The sequence below is a fragment of the Cryobacterium sp. genome, assembly GCF_026786305.1.
Classification (GTDB): domain Bacteria; phylum Actinomycetota; class Actinomycetes; order Actinomycetales; family Microbacteriaceae; genus Cryobacterium.
In genome coordinates, this window is the sequence record NZ_JAJAYI010000045.1 from 34,090 (window position 1) to 55,056 (window position 20,967).

The 20,967-nt window shown below is 66.4% G+C and carries 23 protein-coding genes and 1 pseudogene; 15 read left to right on the forward strand and 9 right to left on the reverse strand.

Annotation, left to right across the window (positions count from 1 at the left end):
* Positions 1-196: 196 nt before the first annotated feature.
* Entirely contained in the window at positions 197-736 is a 540-nt protein-coding gene (locus tag LH475_RS04905; RefSeq protein WP_196844417.1) for an APC family permease, read from the reverse strand.
* 602 nt (positions 737-1,338) lie between these two features.
* Here LH475_RS04905 and LH475_RS04910 point away from each other — a divergent pair.
* The 3 genes and pseudogenes from LH475_RS04910 to LH475_RS04920 all read left to right on the forward strand — a co-directional run bounded on the left by LH475_RS04910 (position 1,339) and on the right by LH475_RS04920 (position 4,598).
* A complete protein-coding gene (locus LH475_RS04910; protein ID WP_297413010.1) occupies positions 1,339-2,034 on the forward strand; it encodes a hypothetical protein in 696 nt (231 codons plus the stop codon).
* Between the two features lie 94 nt (positions 2,035-2,128).
* A pseudogene (locus LH475_RS04915) lies at positions 2,129-3,401 on the forward strand (hypothetical protein); the annotation flags it as partial.
* 228 nt (positions 3,402-3,629) lie between these two features.
* Positions 3,630-4,598: an SDR family oxidoreductase gene (locus LH475_RS04920; RefSeq protein ID WP_196844474.1), complete on the forward strand. Its 969-nt coding sequence runs from the start codon at positions 3,630-3,632 to the stop codon at positions 4,596-4,598.
* 1 nt (position 4,599) lies between these two features.
* Here the strand turns inward: LH475_RS04920 and LH475_RS04925 are convergent, their stop codons facing one another.
* Positions 4,600-5,439, reverse strand: coding sequence for an alpha/beta fold hydrolase (locus tag LH475_RS04925; RefSeq protein ID WP_196844418.1), 840 nt, complete (start codon positions 5,437-5,439; stop codon positions 4,600-4,602).
* A gap of 3 nt (positions 5,440-5,442) precedes the next feature.
* A complete protein-coding gene (locus LH475_RS04930; protein WP_196844419.1) occupies positions 5,443-5,664 on the reverse strand; it encodes a hypothetical protein in 222 nt (73 codons plus the stop codon).
* Between the two features lie 141 nt (positions 5,665-5,805).
* Between LH475_RS04930 and LH475_RS04935 the strand changes: the two genes are divergently transcribed.
* From LH475_RS04935 to LH475_RS04945, 3 genes are all read left to right on the forward strand, one after another.
* Positions 5,806-6,654 carry a DUF4349 domain-containing protein gene (locus LH475_RS04935; RefSeq protein WP_196844420.1) on the forward strand — a complete coding sequence of 283 codons (849 nt, stop codon included), beginning with the start codon at positions 5,806-5,808 and terminating at the stop codon, positions 6,652-6,654.
* 97 nt (positions 6,655-6,751) lie between these two features.
* Complete coding sequence (locus LH475_RS04940) at positions 6,752-7,924, forward strand: acyl-CoA dehydrogenase family protein (protein WP_297413020.1); 1,173 nt, start codon at positions 6,752-6,754, stop codon at positions 7,922-7,924.
* Positions 7,917-9,260 (forward strand): threonine/serine exporter family protein, encoded by a 1,344-nt coding sequence (locus tag LH475_RS04945; RefSeq protein WP_196844421.1) that lies wholly within the window; start codon positions 7,917-7,919, stop codon positions 9,258-9,260. The genes LH475_RS04940 and LH475_RS04945 overlap by 8 nt, the downstream gene beginning before the upstream one ends.
* 118 nt (positions 9,261-9,378) lie before the next feature.
* Here the strand turns inward: LH475_RS04945 and LH475_RS04950 are convergent, their stop codons facing one another.
* Positions 9,379-9,624 (reverse strand): hypothetical protein, encoded by a 246-nt coding sequence (locus tag LH475_RS04950; RefSeq protein WP_196844422.1) that lies wholly within the window; start codon positions 9,622-9,624, stop codon positions 9,379-9,381.
* Positions 9,625-9,794: 170 nt separating this feature from the next.
* On the opposite strand from LH475_RS04950, the gene LH475_RS04955 reads away from it, so the two are divergent.
* The 4 genes from LH475_RS04955 (at position 9,795) to LH475_RS04970 (ending at position 13,508) form a co-directional block, all read left to right on the forward strand.
* On the forward strand, positions 9,795-9,917 hold the full coding sequence (locus LH475_RS04955; protein ID WP_255408738.1) for a hypothetical protein: 123 nt from the start codon (positions 9,795-9,797) through the stop codon (positions 9,915-9,917).
* 230 nt (positions 9,918-10,147) lie between these two features.
* On the forward strand, positions 10,148-11,017 hold the full coding sequence (locus tag LH475_RS04960; protein ID WP_196844423.1) for a metal-dependent hydrolase: 870 nt from the start codon (positions 10,148-10,150) through the stop codon (positions 11,015-11,017).
* Between the two features lie 308 nt (positions 11,018-11,325).
* Positions 11,326-12,549: an acyl-CoA dehydrogenase family protein gene (locus LH475_RS04965; protein ID WP_297413011.1), complete on the forward strand. Its 1,224-nt coding sequence runs from the start codon at positions 11,326-11,328 to the stop codon at positions 12,547-12,549.
* Positions 12,550-12,683: 134 nt separating this feature from the next.
* A complete protein-coding gene (locus LH475_RS04970; protein ID WP_297413012.1) occupies positions 12,684-13,508 on the forward strand; it encodes a hypothetical protein in 825 nt (274 codons plus the stop codon).
* A 24-nt stretch (positions 13,509-13,532) separates the two neighbouring features.
* On the opposite strand, the gene LH475_RS04975 is transcribed toward LH475_RS04970, so the two are convergent.
* The 3 genes from LH475_RS04975 to LH475_RS04985 form a co-directional block, all read right to left on the reverse strand.
* On the reverse strand, positions 13,533-14,012 hold the full coding sequence (locus LH475_RS04975) for a thiamine pyrophosphate-binding protein (protein WP_297413013.1): 480 nt from the start codon (positions 14,010-14,012) through the stop codon (positions 13,533-13,535).
* A 101-nt stretch (positions 14,013-14,113) separates the two neighbouring features.
* Positions 14,114-14,662: an XRE family transcriptional regulator gene (locus LH475_RS04980; protein WP_196844426.1), complete on the reverse strand. Its 549-nt coding sequence runs from the start codon at positions 14,660-14,662 to the stop codon at positions 14,114-14,116.
* A 7-nt stretch (positions 14,663-14,669) separates the two neighbouring features.
* Positions 14,670-15,338: a cyclase family protein gene (locus tag LH475_RS04985; RefSeq protein WP_297413014.1), complete on the reverse strand. Its 669-nt coding sequence runs from the start codon at positions 15,336-15,338 to the stop codon at positions 14,670-14,672.
* Between the two features lie 89 nt (positions 15,339-15,427).
* On the opposite strand from LH475_RS04985, the gene LH475_RS04990 reads away from it, so the two are divergent.
* The 5 genes from LH475_RS04990 to LH475_RS05005 all read left to right on the forward strand — a co-directional run bounded on the left by LH475_RS04990 (position 15,428) and on the right by LH475_RS05005 (position 19,910).
* Positions 15,428-16,999, forward strand: coding sequence for a cytosine permease (locus tag LH475_RS04990; protein WP_196844428.1), 1,572 nt, complete (start codon positions 15,428-15,430; stop codon positions 16,997-16,999).
* Positions 16,996-17,427 (forward strand): nuclear transport factor 2 family protein, encoded by a 432-nt coding sequence (locus LH475_RS04995; RefSeq protein WP_196844429.1) that lies wholly within the window; start codon positions 16,996-16,998, stop codon positions 17,425-17,427. Before LH475_RS04990 ends, LH475_RS04995 begins: the two co-directional genes overlap by 4 nt.
* Before the next feature lie 29 nt (positions 17,428-17,456).
* Complete coding sequence (locus LH475_RS14510) at positions 17,457-17,828, forward strand: DUF6855 family protein (RefSeq protein WP_366145586.1); 372 nt, start codon at positions 17,457-17,459, stop codon at positions 17,826-17,828.
* A gap of 61 nt (positions 17,829-17,889) precedes the next feature.
* Complete coding sequence (locus tag LH475_RS05000; protein ID WP_297413015.1) at positions 17,890-19,122, forward strand: NRAMP family divalent metal transporter; 1,233 nt, start codon at positions 17,890-17,892, stop codon at positions 19,120-19,122.
* Positions 19,113-19,910 (forward strand): putative hydro-lyase, encoded by a 798-nt coding sequence (locus LH475_RS05005; protein ID WP_297413016.1) that lies wholly within the window; start codon positions 19,113-19,115, stop codon positions 19,908-19,910. Before LH475_RS05000 ends, LH475_RS05005 begins: the two co-directional genes overlap by 10 nt.
* Positions 19,911-19,929: 19 nt before the next feature.
* Here the strand turns inward: LH475_RS05005 and LH475_RS05010 are convergent, their stop codons facing one another.
* Together LH475_RS05010 and LH475_RS05015 are read right to left on the reverse strand one after the other, a co-directional pair.
* Positions 19,930-20,610 carry a GntR family transcriptional regulator gene (locus tag LH475_RS05010; protein WP_297413017.1) on the reverse strand — a complete coding sequence of 227 codons (681 nt, stop codon included), beginning with the start codon at positions 20,608-20,610 and terminating at the stop codon, positions 19,930-19,932.
* A 30-nt stretch (positions 20,611-20,640) separates the two neighbouring features.
* On the reverse strand, positions 20,641-20,967 hold a 327-nt coding region (locus tag LH475_RS05015), incomplete at its 5' end, for an acetyl-CoA carboxylase biotin carboxyl carrier protein subunit (RefSeq protein ID WP_297413018.1).

The following is a 20,967-nucleotide window of genomic DNA, read 5'->3' on the forward strand; positions in this document are numbered from 1 at the left end:
GGGTCGGTCAGGCCAGAAGCCGACCCGTGCGCGGCTGAACCGTGCGAAATGAAACCCTGTGCAGAAACCGACCCGAGCGAAACGGATGCCGCGGCGCGGCTCCGCTCCGACACGAGCAGCCGCCCCATCGCCGAGGATTCGAGCCGGGCGAGGATCACGACCCGAGTGCTCGGCAAAAAATCCGGGTCGGGATCGATCACGCGCAGACCGTCCTGCTCGAACCGTACGAGGTGGATACCGCCCCAGATACCGCCCCGCAGGCGATCAAGAATCGCGCGCACAGCCTCGGGCGGGCGGGCGGCGGGTGGTGTGACGAGGTTGGCCAGTTCGACGACCCGGCCCCGGCGAGCGCGAACATTGCGATGAAGCCGTACCCGAGTAGTAGGGCTACCCCGGTGACAAAGGAGGCCAAAGGAGGCCGTTCGGCCCAACCCACGGGCACAAAGGTGTACAGCGAGCCGGTCGCGGCGATGCGTTTGGTGAACTGGTCCACGGTCGACGCGACGAGGAGGGCGATCAGCAGGCCGCTCGCGAGCGCCCAGACCGGCGCGCCACCGGCCGAGGCGATCAACAGGGGGATGGTTGTGGCGGCTGCCGAGGGAGCCACCGTCGACACTGATTGCCCGAGCACGTCGAGAAACTCGACGCGGCACCGGTCCAGGCCGTCCACCCGGGAACGGTCGGCGAATCCGCGTACCGGTTCGGGGTGCCGAATCGCTCGCTGCAGGTCGGTCATGGGCCCTCCGGGTGAAATTTGTCGACCGAGGCATCCGCTGGCGTGGCTAGGGATGCGCCGAGGCTACCGGGCAGTCGTTGCCGCACTGATTCGGGTATGTTTCCGGCTCGTGCCGCCCGAATGAGACGAAAATTCGCGCTGGTCTCATTCGGCGGCGTGCGGCCCTCAGCGCAGAGAGACCGCCCGGCACCAGGGCGTCGACAGAATTACCACACAGCGCCAACCCTCGACTCACCACCCTGGAGCTGCCATGACCGCCACCCAACGCTCCGCGACCCGCGCGGGCACCGCCCCGGCCGCACGGTCACTGACCGGAACCCTCGGCACCACCGCGATCGTAATGATGGTCGTCGCGGGGCCGCACCGCTCACCGTCGTCGGCGGAGCCGCACCGCTGGGTATCCTGCTCGGTGACGGTGTCGGCTTTTCGGCCATGTACGCCATCTCCGGACTCGTTCTCTTTCTCTTCGCCGTGGGACTGTCGGCAATGACCCGGCACGTTCCCAAACCGGATGCCTTCTTCACCGTTGTCGGCTACGGCTCGGCAAACCGGCCGGCCTTGCGACCGCGTTTCTCGCCCTGCTCACCTACCCGGCCATCCAGGTGTCGGTGCACGGTTACGTCGGCTACATTCTGAGCGTCACCGTCACCGTCACCGTCGCCGGACTCGGCGGCCCCGACCTGCCCCGGTACCGGTACTCACCACTGACCATCGCACTCGTCGGCTTTCTCGGCTACCGCCACATCGACGTGAGTTCCACGGTGCTCGGGGTTCTTCTCGTCGCCGAGGTCGCCATCGTGCTCGCGCAAGCCGCCGAGGATCCGGGTGCGATGATTCTCATCACCACGCTGACGTACCTCGGCCCGATCGGCGAGATCATCATGAACGTGCTGCCGATCACGAGCATGTCCGCCTGCGTGCTCTCGTTTCACAGTGTGAACACCCGCTACCAGCACTCCATGTCGAACGCGAAGGTACTGCCGAACGTTCTCGGCTCGGTGCACCACAAGCATGTCGCCCCGTACGTGTCGTCGGTCGTGCAGACGATGACGGCGGTCGTTCTCATCGTGAACTTCGCCGTACTCGGCCTGGCCGGTTCGGCCGTCGTCATCGCGGCAAACTTTCCGATGCTCGTCAGCGACGTGAATGCCCGGGGCCTGCCGGTCTTCGGCACCATCAGTGCCGTGCTGCTCGGCCTGATCATGCTCTTTCCGGCGGTCGGCCTCGTGCAGGCTGCCGTCCTCAAGCGCACCGACCGGGCCGCCTACGACAACATGACGGATGCCATCAGCGGCTAACCGAGACTGCTCACCCCCACCTGCCCCACAACCACCTGCCCCACAGCCACCTGCCCCACACCCACCCCTCTCCGTTTCCGTTTCCGGAGGAACAATGACCAGCACCGGCCGGGATCTGCCCGCTGCCACTTCCACGCCGGGCGAGCCGGCGCATCCGCTCTCGAGCCTGAACGCCGCCGAATTCACGGCCGTGCGCGACATTGTCACCGCGTCGTCGACCTTCACCGACAGCGCCCGGTTCGTCTCTGTCGGCCTCGAAGAACCGCGCCAGCGCGGCGTGCTCGCCCGGCAGGCCCGCACCGGACCGCTGCCGGCATCGTCGCTGAAGACCCACGTTGGATCGCCGCTCTCGAAGCCCGCGGCACGAGCGTCGCCGAGGTCGTCGTCGTGCCGCTCTCGGCCGGCTTCTACGACTATCCCGAAGAGGTCGGCCGCCGCATCGTGCGGGTGCTCGCCCTTCGCCAGGATTACCCCGAGGACCACCCATGGGCACACCCGGTCAACGGCGAATGGGTGACCTGGGCGAACGGGAAGTTTCCGGTGGGCTTTGACACCCGCGAGGGTCTCGTGCTGCGCCAGCTGTCCTTCTCGGACGAGGGCGAGGAACGCCCGATCATCTACCGCGCCTCGATCAACGAGATGCTCGTGCCCTACGGCGACCCGTCGCCTGTGCGGTTCTGGCAGAACTACTTCGATACCGGCGAATACCTCTATGGCCGGTTCAGCAACTCGCTCGCCCTCGGCTGCGACTGCGTCGGCGAGATCAAATACTTCGACGCCGTGCTGGCCGACGAACTGGGTAACCCGTTCACCATCAAGAACGGCATCTGTATGCACGAGGAAGACGTGGGCACCCTCTGGAAGCACGGCGACATGTTCACCGGCAGCAACGAGGTGCGCCGTCAGCGCCGCCGGATGATCAGCTTCTTCACCACCGTCGGCAACGACGACTACGGCCTCTACTGGTATCTCTCGCTCGACGGAACCATCGAGTGTGGGGCCAAGCTCACCGGCATTCTCTTCACCTCCGCCTACCCGGAGGCGGCGCCGAGCCTCATGGCCGATACCGGTTCGGGCGTTGCGTAGCGGGCCGAGTTCGCCACGAAGCACCTGTTCGTCACGCCGTACGACCCGGCCGAGCAGTGTGCTGCCGGCGATTTCGTGCACCAGGATCCGGGCGGGACGGCGTGACCAAGTACCTCGCGGGCGACCGGTCGATCGATGGTGCGGACATCGTGCTCTGGCACACCTTCGGACCGACGCATTTTCCGCGCGTTGAGGACAGGCCGGTGATGCCCGTGGATTCTGCCAAGTTCACGCTCAAGCCCTACGGCTTCTTCGGCAAGAACCCGGCCATGAACGCGCCGGGGGACGCCCTGCACCTGTGCCACGCGCTCGGGCTCGTCGTGCTCGCCGCGTCGCGCGGGACCTGCGCCGCTGCGCCCGAGTTGCGCATCCCGCGCAGCGGCGCAACTCCCGCCCGGCGTGAGATCACCGCCGTGGTCAACCGTGAATCTGCCCGGGGCCGCCGCCCGCGGCGTGACTTCCACAGACCGAGCGGGTTGGATAGAGCTCCACGACCAACCGGGAGCCCCATGTCGAAGACCACCCGCGCCAGCAGGAGCAAAACCCTTCCCGACATCCATGTTCCCGATCTGCACGGCAAACTCGCCGTCGTCACCGGCGCCAACAGCGGCCTCGGATTCGGCCTCACCGGGCGCCTCGCCCGGGCCGGCGCCGAGGTGATCCTCGCCGTGCGCAATGAGCAGAAGGGGGCCGAAGCCGTGGCGCGCATTCTGGAGCAGATCCCGGAGGCGTCCCTCAGCATCCGTCACCTCGATCTGGCCTCGCTCTCCAGCGTCGCCGGTTTCGGCGAGGAGCTCGCCCGCGAGGGGCGGCCGATCGACATTCTGCTCAACAACGCCGGCATCATGATGCCGCCGGTGCGTGACGAGACCGAAGACGGGTTTGAGCTGCAATTCGGGACCAACCACCTCGGCCATTTCGCGCTCACCGCGCACCTGCTGACACTGCTGCGCGCGGCCGGAACGAGCCGGGTCGTGAGCCTCTCGAGCCTGATCGCCCGCACCGCACGCCTCGACTTCGACGACCTGCACAGCCTGCGCTACCGCGCACACCGCGCCTACGGAATCTCCAAACTCGCCACACTCATGTTCGCGCGCGAACTCAACCGGCGCAGCGTCACCGGAGGATGGGGCGTGCGCAGCGTCGCCGCGCACCCGGGCGCGACCGTGACGAACCTGCAGATCACCGGCCCCACGCACAACGGCGCGTCGGCGCGGGTCTTTCTCGCCGCGAACGAGGCCTCCCACCGCATCGGCTGGATATGGCAGCAGATCGACCAGGGCATCCTGCCCGCACTCTACGCGGCGACGAGCCCCGCGGCGGGCGGCGGCGGCTATTACGGCCCGGGCGGATTCGGCGAGTTCACCGGCGCCCCCGCTCCCGCCACGTTGCCGCCGCGATCGCTCGATGAAGCGGATGCCCGCCGCCTCTGGTCGATCTCCGAGGAGCTCACGGGCGTGACCTACCCGGCCGTGTAGCTCAGCTGTCGATGACCTTCACGAGCACCCGGGCCAACCGCTTACGAATGATGTGGTCGTTGGCCTCGACGCGGTGCATCGTGACGTGGCGCATCCGCTCGATGACGGTCATGCTGCCCTGCGCGATGAACGCGTCGAGCGCGCCGTAGATCACGTCGACCGGCACCGTGAGGCTCGCAATGTCGCTCACCACGGTCTGGGATTCGATGCAGTGTTCCATCGACTTGATGAACGGCGTCCAGGTCTTCTCGGTCAGTTCGAAGATGCCCTTGGGCAGCAGGCGCGACATGATCGCGGCGTTGGCGAGCGTGAACTCCTTGTTGGCGCGCAGAAAATCGCAGGCGCGCAGGTAGGCGCTGACCCGCGCCCGCACCCGCGGATCGCCGATATCACCCGGCGTGAGATACACCGGCGGCCCCACGAGCACCATGCGCGAGACCGGTCCTCGGCCGGTCAGCCGGCGCCACGCGGTCGCCAGTCGACTGTGCCGTTCCATGGCTGCGTAGCGGGTGCTGATCAGGCTGCCGAGCGAATGCCCCACCAGCACAAACGGTTCCCGCAGCTTCAACGAGCGGATGGTCCCGGCCAGCGCCCCGACATGATCCTCCAGCCGGTACTCACAGCCGTCCGGTGCCGGGGACTGCCCGAACCCGAGAATGTCAACCGCGATCACGCGGTGATGCGGGGTCAGCATCGGAATCACCTCGTAGAAGGTGACCGAGGACGAGGCGATGCCGTGCACGAGAATCACGACCGGACCGGTACCGGCATCCGTTGCGACATGCAGAAGCGGCGGGCGTCGCCGATGCGTCATGCGCATCAGCTCCGCCCACCAGGTCATACGCTAATTATCGTTGCGCAGGGTGGCCTTGAAATCATTCTTGGCCTCGGTGGTGGTGCGCTCGGCTTCGGCGTGTTTCACGTCTGCCTCGGCCTTCTTCACCTTGGCGTCGGCCTGGGCCTCGTCGGCCTTGTCTTCGACGCGGTCTTTGGCGTCATCCACCGCCCGGCCGATCTTTTTGCCGGTGGCGCCGAGTGCATCCTTGGCATCGTCGATGAATCCCATGCTGTCCTCCTGGTCGTGATGAGTCGGGTTGAACCTCCAACTCCACGACCTTACTTCGGGGGGCAGACTTCGAGTCCCAATTGTGATCCGACTCCCAGACTGCCTCCAGTCAGCGACACCGGCGGGCCCATACAGTGAGGCATGAGACGAACGTGGGCTGTGATCGCGGTTCTTCTGACGTCGGTGCTGATGGCGGGGTGCACGGCGAACAGCAATGGTTCGGGGAGCACCGACTCGTCGGGGAGCGTGTCGGGCGGTGTCGTTCCGGCCGAGGGTGGCAAGGCCGTCGTCGGCACCACCGGCGACGTGAACACGGCAAACCGTGATGTCATCACCACCGGATCCCTCTCGATCACGGCGACCGACCCGGTCGCGGCGAGCGAAACCGCCGTCACGATCACCGAACAGGCCGGTGGCCGGGTTGACAGTCGCAGCGAAAACCCGGCCACCGACATCAAACCGGCGAGCGCGAGCCTCACCCTGCGCATTCCCTCCGATGAACTCGACCGCACCCTGGCCCAGATCAAGAAGCTCGGCCGAGTCAACGTCGTCTCGCTGACCGCGCAGGACGTGACCCAGCAAAGCCAGGACCTCGACGCCCGCATCACCGCCCTGACCACCTCGGTCGACCGGCTGCTCGCCCTGATGGCCTCGGCCACGACCACGGCCGACCTGATCAGTATCGAAAGCGCCCTGTCGAGCCGGCAGAGCGAGCTCGAAAGTATGCAGTCCCAGCGGGACTACCTCGCTGACCAGATCGACTACTCGACCGTACAACTCGAACTCGTCGCGGAGGGCACCGTCGCCGCGGGCGGCCCCGACAGCTTCTGGAGCGGCATTGTGACCGGCTGGACCGCGCTCGTGACCGCGCTCGGCGGCCTGCTGGTCGGACTCGGCGTGGCCCTGCCCTGGCTGGTCGCACTGGCTATTTTCGGAGCAATTGTGCTCCTGACCGTGCGGTTGTTCGCGCGGCGTCGCAAGGCTGCATAGGCTTGTCGGTGTGACCGAGTTTCTCCCTGCTGCAGCCCTGCCCGATACGTCTCCGGCAGCGCCCGTTTTTGCACCCGCAACCGATAAAAACGAGGCGGTGGGAGCCCCCGAACAGACCCAGCAGCTGCTGTCTGACGAGCTGCTGGCGGGCATCCGCTCGCGGGCCGCCGGGTATGACCAGGCCAACTCGTTCTTCACCGACGACCTCGACGAGCTCGTCGCCGCCGGCTACCTGCGCGCCCTGGTGCCCACACACTTCGGCGGACTCGGCCGCACCCTGCAGCAGACGGCGCGCGAGCAGACGCGGCTCGCCGCGCACGCCCCGGCCACCGCCCTCGCCGTCTGCATGCACCTGATCTGGACCGGCGTCGCCACGAGCCTGCACGCGCAGGGTGATCACACGCTCGATTTTCTGCTCGAAGAGGCCGGCCGCGGCGAAATCTTCGGCTTCGGCGTGAGCGAACCCGGCAACGACCTCGTCTTGTTCGGCTCGAGAACGGATGCCCTCCCCCAGCCCGACGGCGGCTACCGGTTCACCGGTACCAAGGTCTTCACCTCGCTCTCCCCCGCCTGGACCCGGCTCGGAGTGCTCGGCCTGGACCAGGCGAACCCGGCAGAGCCCGCGATCGTCTGGGCGTTTCTCGACCGAGCGGATGCCGGAATCCGCGTACTCGAGGACTGGAACACCCTCGGGATGCGCGCCAGCCAGAGCCAGAGCACCGTGCTGGAGGGAGCACGGGCCCGCCCCGACCGCGTCGTTAGGCGCCTGCCCGTCGGCCCGAACGCCGACCCCCTCGTGGCCGGCATCTTCGCCAACTTTGAGATTTTGCTCTCCGCCGTCTACACCGGCCTCGGCCAGCGTGCGCTCGAACTCGCCGTCGAGGGCGCACACCGGCGCACGTCGCGGAAGAACGACGGGCGCACGCACGCGCACGATCCGGTCGCGCGCTGGCGGGTAGGCGATCTCGTCATAACGATGGACGGTATCTACCCGCAGATCGACGCGCTCGCTCGCGCGGTCGACGAGCAGAGCTGGCAGGTCGGGCCGGCCTGGTTCGCCCAGTTGTCGGGGCTCAAGTATCGGGCCACGCAGAACGCCAAGTTCGTCGTCGACACGGCCGTGCAGGTCGTCGGCGGTTCCGCCTACAATGCGAACTCTGAACTCGCGCGGCTCTACCGCGACGTGCTCGCGGGTTTCTTCAACCCCTCCGACGCGGACTCCGCGCACGCGACCGCCGCAACATCCGTTTTGGGGCCACTCGATGTTTAGCAAGACCACCGCCATCTCCCTCGACCACGCCGGCTACACCCGCGCCGTGCTCGATTTGACCATGCGCCTCGCCGAGGTCATCTTCACGGCCGGCGCCGGCGCCGAAGACGCGACCGCAGCGATGGTCGCGCTCACCCGCGCCTACGGGCTCAAGGGCACCGACGCGAACATCACCCACACCATCATCACGCTCACCCAGGAAGACCCGTCGACACACGAGTCGATCACCCGTAGCCGCAACGTGAAGTACCGCACCCTCGACTATTCCAAGCTCACCGCCACGTCGGAGCTGATCGCGGACATCATCGAGAAGCCGATCGACGTGGCCGACGCGCGCAAGATTCTGGCCACCATCGTCAGCTCGAAACCGCAGGTGCCCAAGCACTGGCGCCGCATCGGCTGGAGCCTCGTCGGTGCGGGAGCCGCCGTGCTGATTGGCGGCGGACCGACGGTGATCATCGCCGCGTTCATCGCCACCTGGAGCATCGACTGGATCACCTCGGTGCTCGACCACCGCCAGGTTCCGCTGTTCTACCAGACCGTTCTCGGCGGCGCCGTCGGCCCGATCGTCGCCGCGATCGTCGGGGTGATCGACCCCACCGCCAATCCCTCGCTCGTGGTCGTCGCGACCATCATCATGCTCCTCGCCGGGGTCACGACCTTCGGCGCCGTGCATGACACCCTGTCGGGGTTCTACCTCACCGGCACGGCCCGGCTGGTTGAAGCGCTGCTGATCACGGCGGGCCTGGTCACCGGCGTGTCCGGATCCGCGCTGTTCCTGGCCCGGTTCGGCCTGCTGCTCGAGATTGATTCGAACCCGATCGTGACGCTGGCCGTGCTGCCGGTGCTGCTCGTGGCATCCGTTGTGATTGTGGTCGGTTTCGCGCTCGCCGTTCAGGTTCCGTGGCGCGCGATCTGGGTGGTCTGCGTGCTCGGCGCTCTCGCCGAATTTCTGTTCGTCGCCGCGATGGCCGGCGGGTTCGGCCTGGTCTGGGCCTCGGCCGCGAGCGCCCTCGGCGTCGGCCTGCTGGCTGCGGTCGCAGCGCGCGTGGTGCGCACCCCCCCGCTTGTGATCATGGTGACGGCCCTGGTGCCGCTCGTGCCCGGTCTTACTCTGTTTCGCGGGCTGCTCAAGCTCTCGGAGGGCGACATCAACGGCCTGCTCGCACTGCTCACCGCGGCGGGCATCGCGATGGCCCTCGCGGCCGGCGCCCTGCTGTCGCAGTACGTCGTGCAGATCGTCTGGGGTCCGGCTCGGCGCTTGCAGCGCCGTTTCGTCGGACCGCTCATGGCCCTGCCGGTGCGGCTCGGCCGCGACGCCACCAAGCGCATCTAGAACGGCTGGCACGCCTGGCCGCCTGGTACGCCTGGCAGAACCGCTGGCCTCGGCACGAATCGATCGACATCAGCTGCAACCGGATGCCGCCGTGACGTACCGAGGCCGGCGCGAGTCGTCAGTTGGGAACGTCGGCCTCGCCATCAACTTCGACGACGTCTTCCTCGACGAACCGGTACGGGATGGGCTCGTCGGTCTCGCGACCGCGCTTATAGGTGCGAGTGATCGTTTCAGTGTCTTCGACCGACTCGAGCACGATGACGTCCTGATAGGCATCATCGATATATTCCAGCTCCACCTCGGTTCCGGCGGCAATCGGGTTCGGTCCAAAGAGAACTGCCCTGTAGGTGGCGCTATGACTCATGACGATGACCTTTCGACGAGGTGAGGGTTGAGTACAGCGCCAGCATACGACACACCGGCAGTCGCGCACAGGGCGACTCGGGCCGGGTTGACCGTGGAGATGCCGTTTGCGCTAAACCCGCGTATTCTCATGGTGACGGAGCCCCACGGCTCGGCGCGAAGGAGTACACAATGGCTGACAAATCACCGAAAAAGGATGCAACCAAGAAGGTTGCCGACAAGTCCCTCAAGGAAAAGAGGGCCGACAAGAAGGCGAAGTCTGAAGAGACCGCTTCTCGGGCCCGCAAGAGCTAGGTTCTGCATCTTCTCGGTACCAGGTTTTCTGATACCACGCGCTGAATAGGTAGCACTGACCAACACGCGCGCGAGGTGCCGCCACGATCGTGGCGGCACCTTTTTTCTCGCCGCGTTTTTCGCGCACCACAGCACCTCGCCGCGTTTTCTCGCACCACAGCATCCGCTTGACCGAACTACGTGACCGACGCAACCGCTCGACCGACAGCATCCGCTCGAAAGGACCAGCCATGACCCTGCCCACCGAAGACACCCGTGTGCTCTACCCGAGCGGCGCTGTCGACGCGCAGGCGACCGTGCTGCACACCGAGCCGCTGAGCGATGGACGCTCGGCCGTGTTGCTCGACGCGACCTGTGTGCATCCAGTCGACGCGGGCTGGCCCGACCAGGGCCCCGATCTGGCCCTGCTGCACCACGGCGCCGCGTTCTGGCCGGTCGAGGATTGCATCGTGGGCGCCACCGATGGATCGATGCTGTATATCGGCGACGACATCCCCGTGGCAAAGGGAACGCCCGGTTGGGCCTTCGTCGTGGTGCACGTGGTCGATGCGGCCGGACTGAACCCCGGCGACACGGTCACCGTCGAGGTCGACGAAGGCCTGCGCGATGCCACGAGCGCCGGGCACACGAGCTGCCACCTCGCCTCCCTCGCCCTCAACGACGCCCTCGCCGACCGCTGGAAGAAGGAAGTGCGCCCCGATGCCCTCGGCCACCCCGACTTCGACGGTCTGGCCATCGACGAGTCACTGATCGGCCCGAATGCCTCCGTCGACACCTACCGGCTCGGCAAGTCGCTGCGCAAAAAGGGCTTCTCGGTCGAGGGCGTCGCCGAGGCGCTCGCGTCGATCGCCGCGACCGTCAACGCAACCCTCGCCGAGTGGACCACAACGGATGCCGCGGTGCGCATCGACCGTGACGGCGACCTGCTCACCGATCGCCGGTATTGGGTCTGCGAGTTGCCCGGCACGAGCGTGCGCATCCCGTGCGGAGGCACCCACGTAGAGTCGCTCGGCACGCTCGGCGCCCTGACCGTGGCGCTCGCCCTGCACGACCTGGACGGCACCCCGGTTCTCACGATGAACACGTCCGCCACGCGCTGAGCCCGGTCTTCGTCGCCGCCACCGGCCCTCCCCACCTCACCTAAACGCACCCGCCCGTCGCCGAACCGTGACTTCTGGGGCGTTTAATCGTTCAAATTGGCCCGAAACTCACGGGTCGACGTCGGGGCCGGCCGACCGCGCGCCTCGTGGACTCAACTCATGGGCTGGAACCATTTTGCGCATTGGGGGCAATCTGAGGGGCCCGCCGGGCCACAGGATACGCACTGTGCACGGTCTTCGCGCGGGAGATTGCGCAATTCCTCTCATTGGCGCACACTTCAGGTGTACCAGGTCAGAGAGGACCCGCCATGAGCATTGTCGTTGACAGCCCGCAGATCGGCAGCACCGATACGGATGCGCCCAGCCCCGAATTTTTCACCGGGCCCACCACCGATTTTCTCTCCTACCAGGATCTCCTCACCCCCGAGGAGCAGCAGTTACTCGCCAACGCCCGCGAGGTGTTCGAGCGCGACGTGCGCCCGGTCGTCGCCGAGCATTGGAACAACGCCACGTTCCCGTTCGAGATCATCCCCGCCCTTTCCGCCCTCAACCTCGTTGATCTCTGCGCGCGCGGCAATAACTTCTTGCTGCACGGGTTCATGACGGTCGAGCTCTCTCGAGTGGATGCCTCCGTCTCCACCTTCGTCGGCGTGCACAGCGGCCTGTTCGCGGCGGCCGTTGCTCAGCTCGGCACCGACGATCAACGTGAACGCTACCTGGCCGACGCCCTCGCGCTGCGCAAAATCGGCGCGTTCGCCCTCACCGAGCCGGAGCACGGCTCGGACGTCTCGCGCAACATGCAGACGACGGCAACACGCACCGGAGACGTCTGGACCTTGAACGGCGTCAAACGGTGGATCGGCAGCGGAACCTTCGCCGCCAACGTGCTCGTCTGGGCGCGCGACACCGCCGACGACCAGATCAAGGGCTTCATCGTCGACGCGACGTTGCACGGGTTCACGGCCGAGGCGATCGAGAACAAGATCGCCCTGCGCATCGTGCAGAACGCCACGATCACCCTCGACAATGTCGTGGTCGCCGAGCGCGACCGACTGCCCGGCGCCACGAGCTTTCGCGACACCAACCGGCTGCTGACCAATTCCCGGGTCTGGGTGGGCTGGCAGACCGTGGGACTGCAGTTCGCCGCCTACGATTATGCGCTGCGCTACGCGCTCGAACGCCAACAGTTCGGCAAGCCGATCGCGTCGTTCCAACTGGTGCAAGAGAAGCTGGTGCGCATTCTGGAGAATGCGACAACCTCGCTCGGGCTGATGGTGCGCATTGCCCAACTGCAGCAGGCCGGCACGCTGCGGCCGGAACACGCCGCGATGGCCAAGGCGTCTGCCAGCGCGCGCATGCGGGAATCCGTGGCGCTCGGCCGCTCGGTACTCGGCGGCAACGGAATCTCCACCGACTTCGGCATGGCCCGCGTCTTCGCCGACGCCGAAGCTCTCTACACCTACGAGGGCAGCTACGAGGTCAACACGCTCGTGGTCGGGCGGGCCATCACCGGCATCTCCGCGTTCCAGTGATTCGCCGCCGCCGAGCCGTGAGTTAGAGGCTCATTCTTGGCGAAAAACGGCCCGAAACTCACGGCTCGGCGCAGGTTCAGGTGCCCTTGTGGATAACATTTACGCCCGATCGCGATTCCCGGCATGATCGCTGCATGTCCACCTCATTCGAACGTGCGGCCCTGTCGTTCCGGCGGATGCGTGGCGACCGGGCGCGGCCGGCATCCGCTTTCGAGTTGGCCCGCGCCTATGCCAAACGGATGCCCGCCACGCACGCTTTTAGCCATGCCACTGCAGCTCTGATTCACGGAGTGTGGTTACCCGGTCGTCTCGAAGCAGATCGACGCCTGCACGTCACTGTGCCGGCGGGCACCCGGGCTCCGCAGATGACGGGCATCGTGGGGCATGAGTGTGCGGGCGCATCGATCCAGCGGGTGAATGGCCTCCCCGTGACGAGCCTGCTGCAGACGTGGTGTGATCTCGGCACGCTGCTGACCCGGGTTGAACTCGTCGCTGCCGCGGATTTTCTGTGCAGCGGCCGTAATCCGTGGCACACCCCCGCCGAACTTCGCTTGGTCGTCGCCGGCCTGACCGGGCGACGCGCCTGCCGCGCCCTACGTGAGGCGGCCGCACTCGCTCGATCCGCGGTCGACTCGCCGCAGGAGACCAAAACGCGCCTGTTTCTCGTGGATGCCGGCATTCCGGAACCGGTCGTGAACTTTGAGATCCGCGATGCTGAGGGCTACTTCGTGGCCCGGGTCGACCTGTCGTGGCCGCGTTTCAAGCTCTGTATCGAATATGAGGGCGACGGGCACCGCAGCGATCCGAGGCGATTTCGCGCGGACATCACCCGGCGCGAGCGGGTCGAGGAGCAGGGCTGGCGCATGATCCGCATCACCGATGACGACCTGAAAAATAATGGCCTCGAACTCTTGCGGCGGGTGCGCGCCGCCCTGGTCGCGCGAAGCGCACACTGGTAACGCCATCGAGTCCGGTGCGTTCGATCAGCGCCCGAATGAGCGCGGTGGGCACGCCGACGAGGCCGAAACCGCCGCCGAAACGCGCGCCCGTCCCCGCCCACAATGCTCAGCCGCTGCGCCGACCTCAACAACTCGGCCGTCTGCTGCAGCCGCTGCGCCGGCGGATGCTGCGCCTGACGCCTGACGCCTGGTCTTGGCCGCCATCGCCCCGGCGCGGGCGTAGCGATCGGCTGTGTAACCGGCGCCCTGCTCGTGCCGCGGTGTCAGGTGTCGAATGGCTGAGCCGGCCAGCGCTCGGTAGATCCGAAGATTGTGCGTGCCCAAAATGCCGAACACGAGGTCGACGCCCTGCTGTTCGATCGACACGGACACCGGCTTGTCTTTGAGGCGGGCGAGCATCCGCTGCACCACCCCGGTCACTCCCTCGGTCTCGACCCCAGGCCCCGCGATGATCGCGAACCCGAGCCGGGCATCATCGGTCAGGTCCTGACAGCGAGCCTGCACATCGGCATCCGTGGGCTTTTGGACAGCTGTCAGGACCTGACCGATCGTGTGGACCGATCGAGTCAGGGGTCGATCGTGCCAAGGGTCGAGCGAGCCCTGGGCTACGGCGCGGGCGTCAGCACCCAGAGCACTTCGCACTCCTCGAGGTCTGAGGAATTGCGCCAGGTGTGCGGGTCGCGACCGCGAAAGGTCATGGCGTCACCCGGGCCCAGCACGAAGGCGTCCTCACCGATGGTGAGACTGAGCGAGCCGCGCATGACGAACACGAACTCAACGTCGCAGTCGAGCACATACATGTCGACACCAGCCGTGCCGCCGGGTTCAATGACCGACTGGATGACCTCGACCTGACTCTGCGTGCCGGGCGTCATGAGGTACTCGGCCGCGCCCCGACCACCGAAGTTGATCGGCGAACCCTGGCCGGCGCGCACAATCTGCGTGGTCGGCGGTTCGAACAGGTCGCCGACCCGCAGGCCGACGGCGTCGCAAATAGACACCAGGGTGGCAACCGAGGGCGACACCTGGTCGCGCTCCAGCTTGCTGACGAAGCCCTGCGTGATGCCCGCGATCGTTGCAACCGCCTCGAGGGTGAGCCCCTTGTTCAGCCGCGCGGCGCGGAGCCGGAGACCGATCGGAACCTGACGAGCCATGGTGTCCCTACGCTTCGAACTCGAGCGCGACCGCACGAACGGGTGCACCATCGGCTGCTTCAAAGGCTATCGGCAGAAGTGAGACGAGCGGCCGCGCGAAGTCGATCGCCGCGAGGTTGGTGAGATTCTCACTGATCACCCCGGCGACGTCGGCGATGAGGTGGTGCACCGGAAACCCCACCCCCGGGTGCGTCTCGTCGGGGGTCTCGTCGATATTGATGGCGTCGATGCCGAAGGTACGCACTCCGAGCTCGATCATGCGACGGCAGGCCGTCGCATCGAGATAGGGGTTTTCGAAGTACTGCGCGGTGCCGTAATGCTCGCTCCAGCCGGTGTGCAGCAGCACGATCACACCCGGTTCGAGCTGGTCGGCAACCGGTTCAACGTGCTCCCAGGTGATAACGCCCCGCGCGCCAAGGCCGCGAGCGTCGACGATGACACCGCGGCCGACGAACCGGTCGAGCGGCAGCTCGTCGATCTTCGGGGCCGACTCGTCGAAGTGATATGGAGCGTCGACGTGAGTGCCGGTTTGGGAGCCCATGCTCACGCTCAACAGGTTGAATCCGTCGCGTTCAATCGTGCTGTGCACGAGAAAACGCGCCTCGGGGTCGCCCGGGTAGGTCTGGGTGTGGGCATTGATGACCAGTGACAGATCAACAACCTTGCTTATCCTCATAGTCAAAAACTATTGCACATTGGTCAAGTTCGGCGCTAGGGTCACTTCCAGCCTGTTCAGAACTCGCCCTCAAACCCGAAAGTAGCACCATGAGCGACTACAACGACGTTGTCCCCGGCACCGAGACGGTCGTGCTGAACGCCCGGCCCAGGGTGACCGAGGTCGAACAGCACGGCATCGACACCATCCCCGACGCAGACCGCACCTCGACCTGGGTCGACCTGCTGCGCATCCAGTTCGGCGGGGCAAACACGTTCGCGACCGTGCTGCTCGGCACGTTTCCGATCGTGCTCGGACTCTCGTTCTGGCAGGCAGTCATCGCCACGGTCTGTGGGGTTCTCGTCGGCACCCTTTTTCTCATGCCGATGGGGCTGTTTGGGCCAAAAACCGGCACCAACAATGCGGTTTCCTCCGGTGCTCTCTTCGGCGTGCGGGGCCGGGTCGTGGGCTCTTTTCTCTCACTGCTGACGGCGATCGCCTTCTACTCGATCTCGGTCTGGGTCAGCGGTGACGCCCTCGTCGGGGCGCTCACCCGGCTCGCCGGCGTGCCCGACTCGATCGGGCTGCGCACCCTCGTCTACGGGGTGATCGGTGTCATCGTCATTGTCGTCGTGGTCTACGGGTTCCAGTTCATGCTGCTGGTCAATAAGACCGCCGTCATCGCCAACACGACCCTGATCCTGCTCGCCGTCGTCGCATTCTCGGGCACCTTCGACGCCGGTTATGACCCCGGAGTGGATGCCTACGCCCTCGGCGGGTTCTGGCCCACGTTTGTCGCCGCAGCCCTCATCGTGATGAGCAATCCGATCTCGTTCGGTGCATTTCTCGGCGACTGGGCACGCTACATTCCGAGGAGCACTCCGCCACGCAAGCTATTGCTGGCCACATTTCTCGGCCAGCTGCTCACGCTCATCCCATTCTTGTTCGGCGTCGCCACCGCGACGATCGTGGCCGGGCAGGTTGACTACGTGTTCGCCCTGATTCAGGCGTCACCGATCTGGTACGCCGTGCTGCTCATGCTCGTCGCGTTCATCGGGGGGCTCTCGACCGGAACCACCTCGCTCTACGGGACCGGGCTCGATTTCTCGTCGGTGTTTCCCCGGTTCACCCGGGTGCAGGCCACGATCGGCATTGGCGTCGTCGCGTTCGGGTTCATCCTGACCGGGCGGCTGTTCTTCGACCTGCTCGGTGCCGTGTTCGCGTTCGCCGGCGCGATCATCGTGACTACGACCCCGTGGATCGTCATCATGGCGATTGGCTACTTCGTGCGCCGCGGCCACTTCGATGCCCGCAACCTGCAGGTCTTCAACAAGGGAGAGGTCGGCGGCATCTACTGGTTCAGCAGCGGCGTGAACTGGCGAGGAATGGTTGCCTGGATCGGCGCAGCAACGATTGGGCTGCTGTTCGCCAACTATCCGCCGGTGATCGTTGGCCCGCTCAGCGGCCTCGGCGGCGGCATGGACCTCAGTCTGATCGTCGCCGTCGTCGCCGGGGCCGTTCTTTACCTCGGTGCCCTGTGGATCTTTCCGGAGCCGCGGTATGTCTTCGGTCCCGACGGTTCGCGGCTCATCCCCTCGATTCCAGGAATCCCGCAGGCCATTGAAACGGACCACGATTCGACCGCGGCCAAGGTTGCCGAGCTTCGAAGCCGCAGGCCGTGAACGTCGTCACTCCGGCGGCCAACGCTCAGGCCGAAGCCGCGGCCCTCGCCGCCGTCGATGCGATCATTGACAACTTCAGCCGACACCAGACCCGGGCCTACTTCGACGGTTTCGCCACGGATGCCACCTTCCTGTTTCACAGCACGCCGCACCGCCTCGAGAGCCGCGCCGACTACGAAGACCTCTGGACCGAATGGGAGCAGACCGCTGGCTTTCGCGTGCACGGCTGCACGTCAACGAATCGCCGCCTGCAGGTGTTCGGCCGGGTGGCCATCTTCAGCCACGACGTTGAAACGACCCTCGAACTGCAAGGCACGACCCAGACCCTTGACGAACGCGAGTCGATTGTCCTGGAGTATCGCCACGGCACCTGGCTGTGCGTGCACGAGCACCTGTCTGTGCTCGACACGAGTGCGGCCGAAAAATGACCGAGAAATGACCCAGAAATGACCGAGAAATGACACCCCCACCTGGTTCCCGCGAAACGATTGTGACGATCTCCCCGGATCTCGGCGCGGGCGCCAGCCAGGGCGACGCCCACTACGCTGCAACGAAAAAATCCATCGGGGGCGTCAGCCACAGTGTCGCCCTCGACGTCGGCGCTGCCTGCATCGGCCCGGCCATTTCCCGAACGCCCGAACGCCGATCTCATGGGCGCACAGACAGAACCCGTGGGCCCGACACCATCGAGGCGTGGGATCGCTCGGAGAATAACCCGGTCGGAGGCTGGTATGGCCTCAAGAACGGGTTCCGCGGCCGCGTTTGGCAGCACGATACGAGTTGGGCCAATTTGCCACAAACTGTTGCGGGGATTGTTGAACAATCATAGGCTTTCTCACATTCAGTGACCGCCGGCGCTGACTTTCATCCCAGAGAAGTGAGCAGCGCCCATGGCTCCGACCGTCCTACCCGCAACCGCGAAACGATCGAAAAAACTCCAGAGCAAACACCGCGGCGCACTGCTCGGTGCCATGTTTCTCATGGCGACGAGTGCGGTCGGCCCCGGGTTCATCGTGCAGACCACAACGTTCACGGTGCAGCTCGGCGCCGCCTTCGCGTTCGCCATTGTGGTGTCGATCCTCGTCGACATCGCCGTGCAGCTGAACGTGTGGCGGGTGATCGGGGTGAGCGGCAAGCGCGCCCAGGAACTCGCCAATACCGTACTGCCGGGAGCCGGCTGGTTTCTGGCCGCGCTCATCTGCATCGGCGGGCTGGTCTTCAACGTCGGCAACATCGCCGGGACCGGCCTGGGCATCAACGTTCTGTTCGGCATCGACCCGAAGATCGGCGGGCTCATCTCTGCCGCCGTCGCCATCGCCATCTTCCTGAGCAAGCGCGCCGGCCTGGCCCTCGACAAGATCGTGGTCCTGCTCGGCGCCGTCATGATTCTGCTCATCGGCTACGTGGCGATCGTGTCGCAGCCGCCGCTCGGCGAAGCGCTCAAGAACGCCGTCATTCCCGACAACGTCGACTTTCTCATCATTACGACCCTCATCGGCGGCACGATCGGCGGGTACATCACCTATGCCGGGGCGCACCGCATGATCGACGCCGGCGTCTCCGGGCATGAAAACGTCGGCGAGATCACCCGAAGCTCTATTCTTGGCATCATCATCACGGGCGTCATCCGGGTGCTGTTGTTCCTCGCGATTCTCGGCGTCGTCGCGGGCGGTGTCGCGCTCACAAGCGATAACCTCGCCGCTGAGGCTTTCCAGTCCGCGGCCGGAGACATCGGACTCACGCTGTTCGGCGTAATCCTCTGGGCCGCCTCGATCACCTCGGTGATCGGCGCCGCGTACACCTCGATCTCGTTCGTCACGACCGCCAAGACCTCGCCGCGGGTGCGCAGCATCGCCACCTGCGTGTTCATCGCGGTGTCGGCGACGGTCTTCACCCTGCTCGGCCAGGCCCCGGCCACCCTGCTCATCATGGCCGGCGCCGTGAACGGGCTGATCCTGCCGGTGGGTTTCGCGGTCATTCTCTGGGTGGCCTGGCGTCGCCGCGACCTGCTCGGCGGCTACGTGTATCCCAAGTGGCTGCTCGTGATCGGTGTCGTCGCCTGGCTGCTCACCCTGTATCTCGGCTATCGCTCGCTCGGCGGCCTCGTGCAGCTGTGGGCGTAGCGGCCATCGACCGGGCCGACCTCACTCCCGCGCAGGCCCGCGCGTTGTTTCGCGACGGGCTCGCGGTGCCGACCGCAGGCTGGTCGAGCGGGTTCACCCAGGCGAATCTCATCATCGTGCCGCGCGAGCAGGCCTTCGACGTGCTGTTGTTCGCCGAACGTAATCCCAAGCCGTGCCCGATCCTCGGGGTGCTCGAGGCCGGGGAGACGACCGGCCCGCTGCTGGTCGGCGGCGATATTCGCACCGATCTCGGCCGGTACACGGTCTACCAGAACGGTGTGCTCGTCGATGAGCCCACCGACCTGTCGGCCTGGTGGCGCGACGACCTGGTGACCTTCATCGTCGGTTGCAGCTTCACCTTCGAGGCGGCGCTGCACGATGCGGGCATTCCGATCGCCCACATTGAGCAGGGCCGGAACGTACCGATGTACCGCACGAACCGGCGCTGTGCATCCGCTGGCAGCATGGCGGGGCCCCTGGTCGTGTCGATGCGCCCGATCGCCGCTGACCGAGTGGCGGATGCCGCGCGCATCACTGCGCGCTACCCCGCCGTGCACGGCGCGCCGGTGCACATCGGGGATCCGGCCGAGCTGGGCATCCATGACCTCGCCAGCCCCGACTTCGGTGACCCGGTCACCCTGGCTGACGGCTTCGTTCCGGTGTTCTGGGCCTGCGGAGTGACGCCGCAGGCGGCCGTGATGGAGTCACGCCCGCCGCTCGCGATCGGTCATGCTCCCGGCCACATGCTCATCACGGATGCCCGCGACTCCGACTATCTGGTGCCGTGAGCCGGGCGCGCCCTGGCCGCTACCCGCGCGCGTGCGCCTCGAGCAGCTGCTCCTCGGCGCGTCGCAGGTAGTCGACCATGAGAGCGGCCGCCGCAAAGCGTTCGCCCGCCTCGAACTTCTCGAGAATGACCGCGTTGTCGTCGATGTAGGGCGCGTGGAAGAGCGGAGTGGCCACCATCGAGTGGAAGACCAGCCGCATCTCGGCGAGCACCTGCGTCATCTGCAGCTTGAGGCGGTCACTGTCGGTCAGGGCCACGATTGCCGCGTGAAAGTCCTGGTTGGCGCTGGCCATGCCCGGCACCGAACCGGCGCTGCGAGCGACGCGGGCGCGCGCGATGGCGGCGTGGAGGGCATCCGTTTTCGGCTCGGTCGACCAGGTGAGCGCTGCCGGTTCGAGAAAACGCCGCACCCGGTAGATTTCGCGTATGTCGTCGACGGTCGGCCGGGTCACGAAGACACCGCGATTGGGGATGCGCGTGACAACGTGCTCGCGGGCCAGGGTCGCGAAGGCCTCGCGCAGCGTATTGCGTGAGACGCCGAGCACCTCGCAGAGCGGTTCCTCCGACAGCTTGGCGCCGGGCGCGAGCTGCCCGGCCGAAATGCGTTCGCGCAGCATCGACGCGACCCACAGGCCGGTTTCGGCGTGGCGAACGTCGACGCTCTGGCGACGCAGGTCGGGGAGAATCTCGTCGAGGGTCATAACCTCACAGTATCGACTCTCGTGCGCGGGTCAGGCCTCGATGCCGGCGACGACCGCGTGCAGGGTCACCGTGTCGCCGGGAACCACGAGCAGTCCAACGACGATGCCGGAGCGGTGCGCGACGACGGTTGACTCCATTTTCATGGCCTCGAGCACCAGCAGCGCATCACCCTCGGCCACCGTGGCGCCGTCCTCGACGAGCCATTTCACGACGGTGCCGCTCATGGTGGAGCGGAGCGCGGCCGGATCCGGCACCCGGGGCGCGGCGCCCTCCGCGCACCGGGGCGCCGGTGCAGGCCCCCCGCCGCGGCCCAGGCCCGCCGGGCGCGTTTCGGGTTCACCCCCCGCCCACCCGGC

What these genes read in the sequence shown, in the direction of transcription:
- LH475_RS04905 (WP_196844417.1), bottom strand. Translation starts at nt 736, where the DNA reads ATGACCGACCTGCAGCGAGCGATTCGGCACCCCGAACCGGTACGCGGA.
- LH475_RS04920 (WP_196844474.1), top strand. Translation starts at nt 3,630, where the DNA reads ATGTCGAAGACCACCCGCGCCAGCAGGAGCAAAACCCTTCCCGACATC.
- LH475_RS04925 (WP_196844418.1), bottom strand. Translation starts at nt 5,439, where the DNA reads ATGACCTGGTGGGCGGAGCTGATGCGCATGACGCATCGGCGACGCCCG.
- LH475_RS04930 (WP_196844419.1), bottom strand. Translation starts at nt 5,664, where the DNA reads ATGGGATTCATCGACGATGCCAAGGATGCACTCGGCGCCACCGGCAAA.
- LH475_RS04935 (WP_196844420.1), top strand. Translation starts at nt 5,806, where the DNA reads ATGAGACGAACGTGGGCTGTGATCGCGGTTCTTCTGACGTCGGTGCTG.
- LH475_RS04945 (WP_196844421.1), top strand. Translation starts at nt 7,917, where the DNA reads ATGTTTAGCAAGACCACCGCCATCTCCCTCGACCACGCCGGCTACACC.
- LH475_RS04950 (WP_196844422.1), bottom strand. Translation starts at nt 9,624, where the DNA reads ATGAGTCATAGCGCCACCTACAGGGCAGTTCTCTTTGGACCGAACCCG.
- LH475_RS04955 (WP_255408738.1), top strand. Translation starts at nt 9,795, where the DNA reads ATGGCTGACAAATCACCGAAAAAGGATGCAACCAAGAAGGTTGCCGAC.
- LH475_RS04960 (WP_196844423.1), top strand. Translation starts at nt 10,148, where the DNA reads ATGACCCTGCCCACCGAAGACACCCGTGTGCTCTACCCGAGCGGCGCT.
- LH475_RS04965 (WP_297413011.1), top strand. Translation starts at nt 11,326, where the DNA reads ATGAGCATTGTCGTTGACAGCCCGCAGATCGGCAGCACCGATACGGAT.
- LH475_RS04970 (WP_297413012.1), top strand. Translation starts at nt 12,684, where the DNA reads ATGTCCACCTCATTCGAACGTGCGGCCCTGTCGTTCCGGCGGATGCGT.
- LH475_RS04980 (WP_196844426.1), bottom strand. Translation starts at nt 14,662, where the DNA reads ATGGCTCGTCAGGTTCCGATCGGTCTCCGGCTCCGCGCCGCGCGGCTG.
- LH475_RS04985 (WP_297413014.1), bottom strand. Translation starts at nt 15,338, where the DNA reads ATGAGGATAAGCAAGGTTGTTGATCTGTCACTGGTCATCAATGCCCAC.
- LH475_RS04990 (WP_196844428.1), top strand. Translation starts at nt 15,428, where the DNA reads ATGAGCGACTACAACGACGTTGTCCCCGGCACCGAGACGGTCGTGCTG.
- LH475_RS14510 (WP_366145586.1), top strand. Translation starts at nt 17,457, where the DNA reads ATGACACCCCCACCTGGTTCCCGCGAAACGATTGTGACGATCTCCCCG.
- LH475_RS05000 (WP_297413015.1), top strand. Translation starts at nt 17,890, where the DNA reads ATGGCTCCGACCGTCCTACCCGCAACCGCGAAACGATCGAAAAAACTC.
- LH475_RS05010 (WP_297413017.1), bottom strand. Translation starts at nt 20,610, where the DNA reads ATGACCCTCGACGAGATTCTCCCCGACCTGCGTCGCCAGAGCGTCGAC.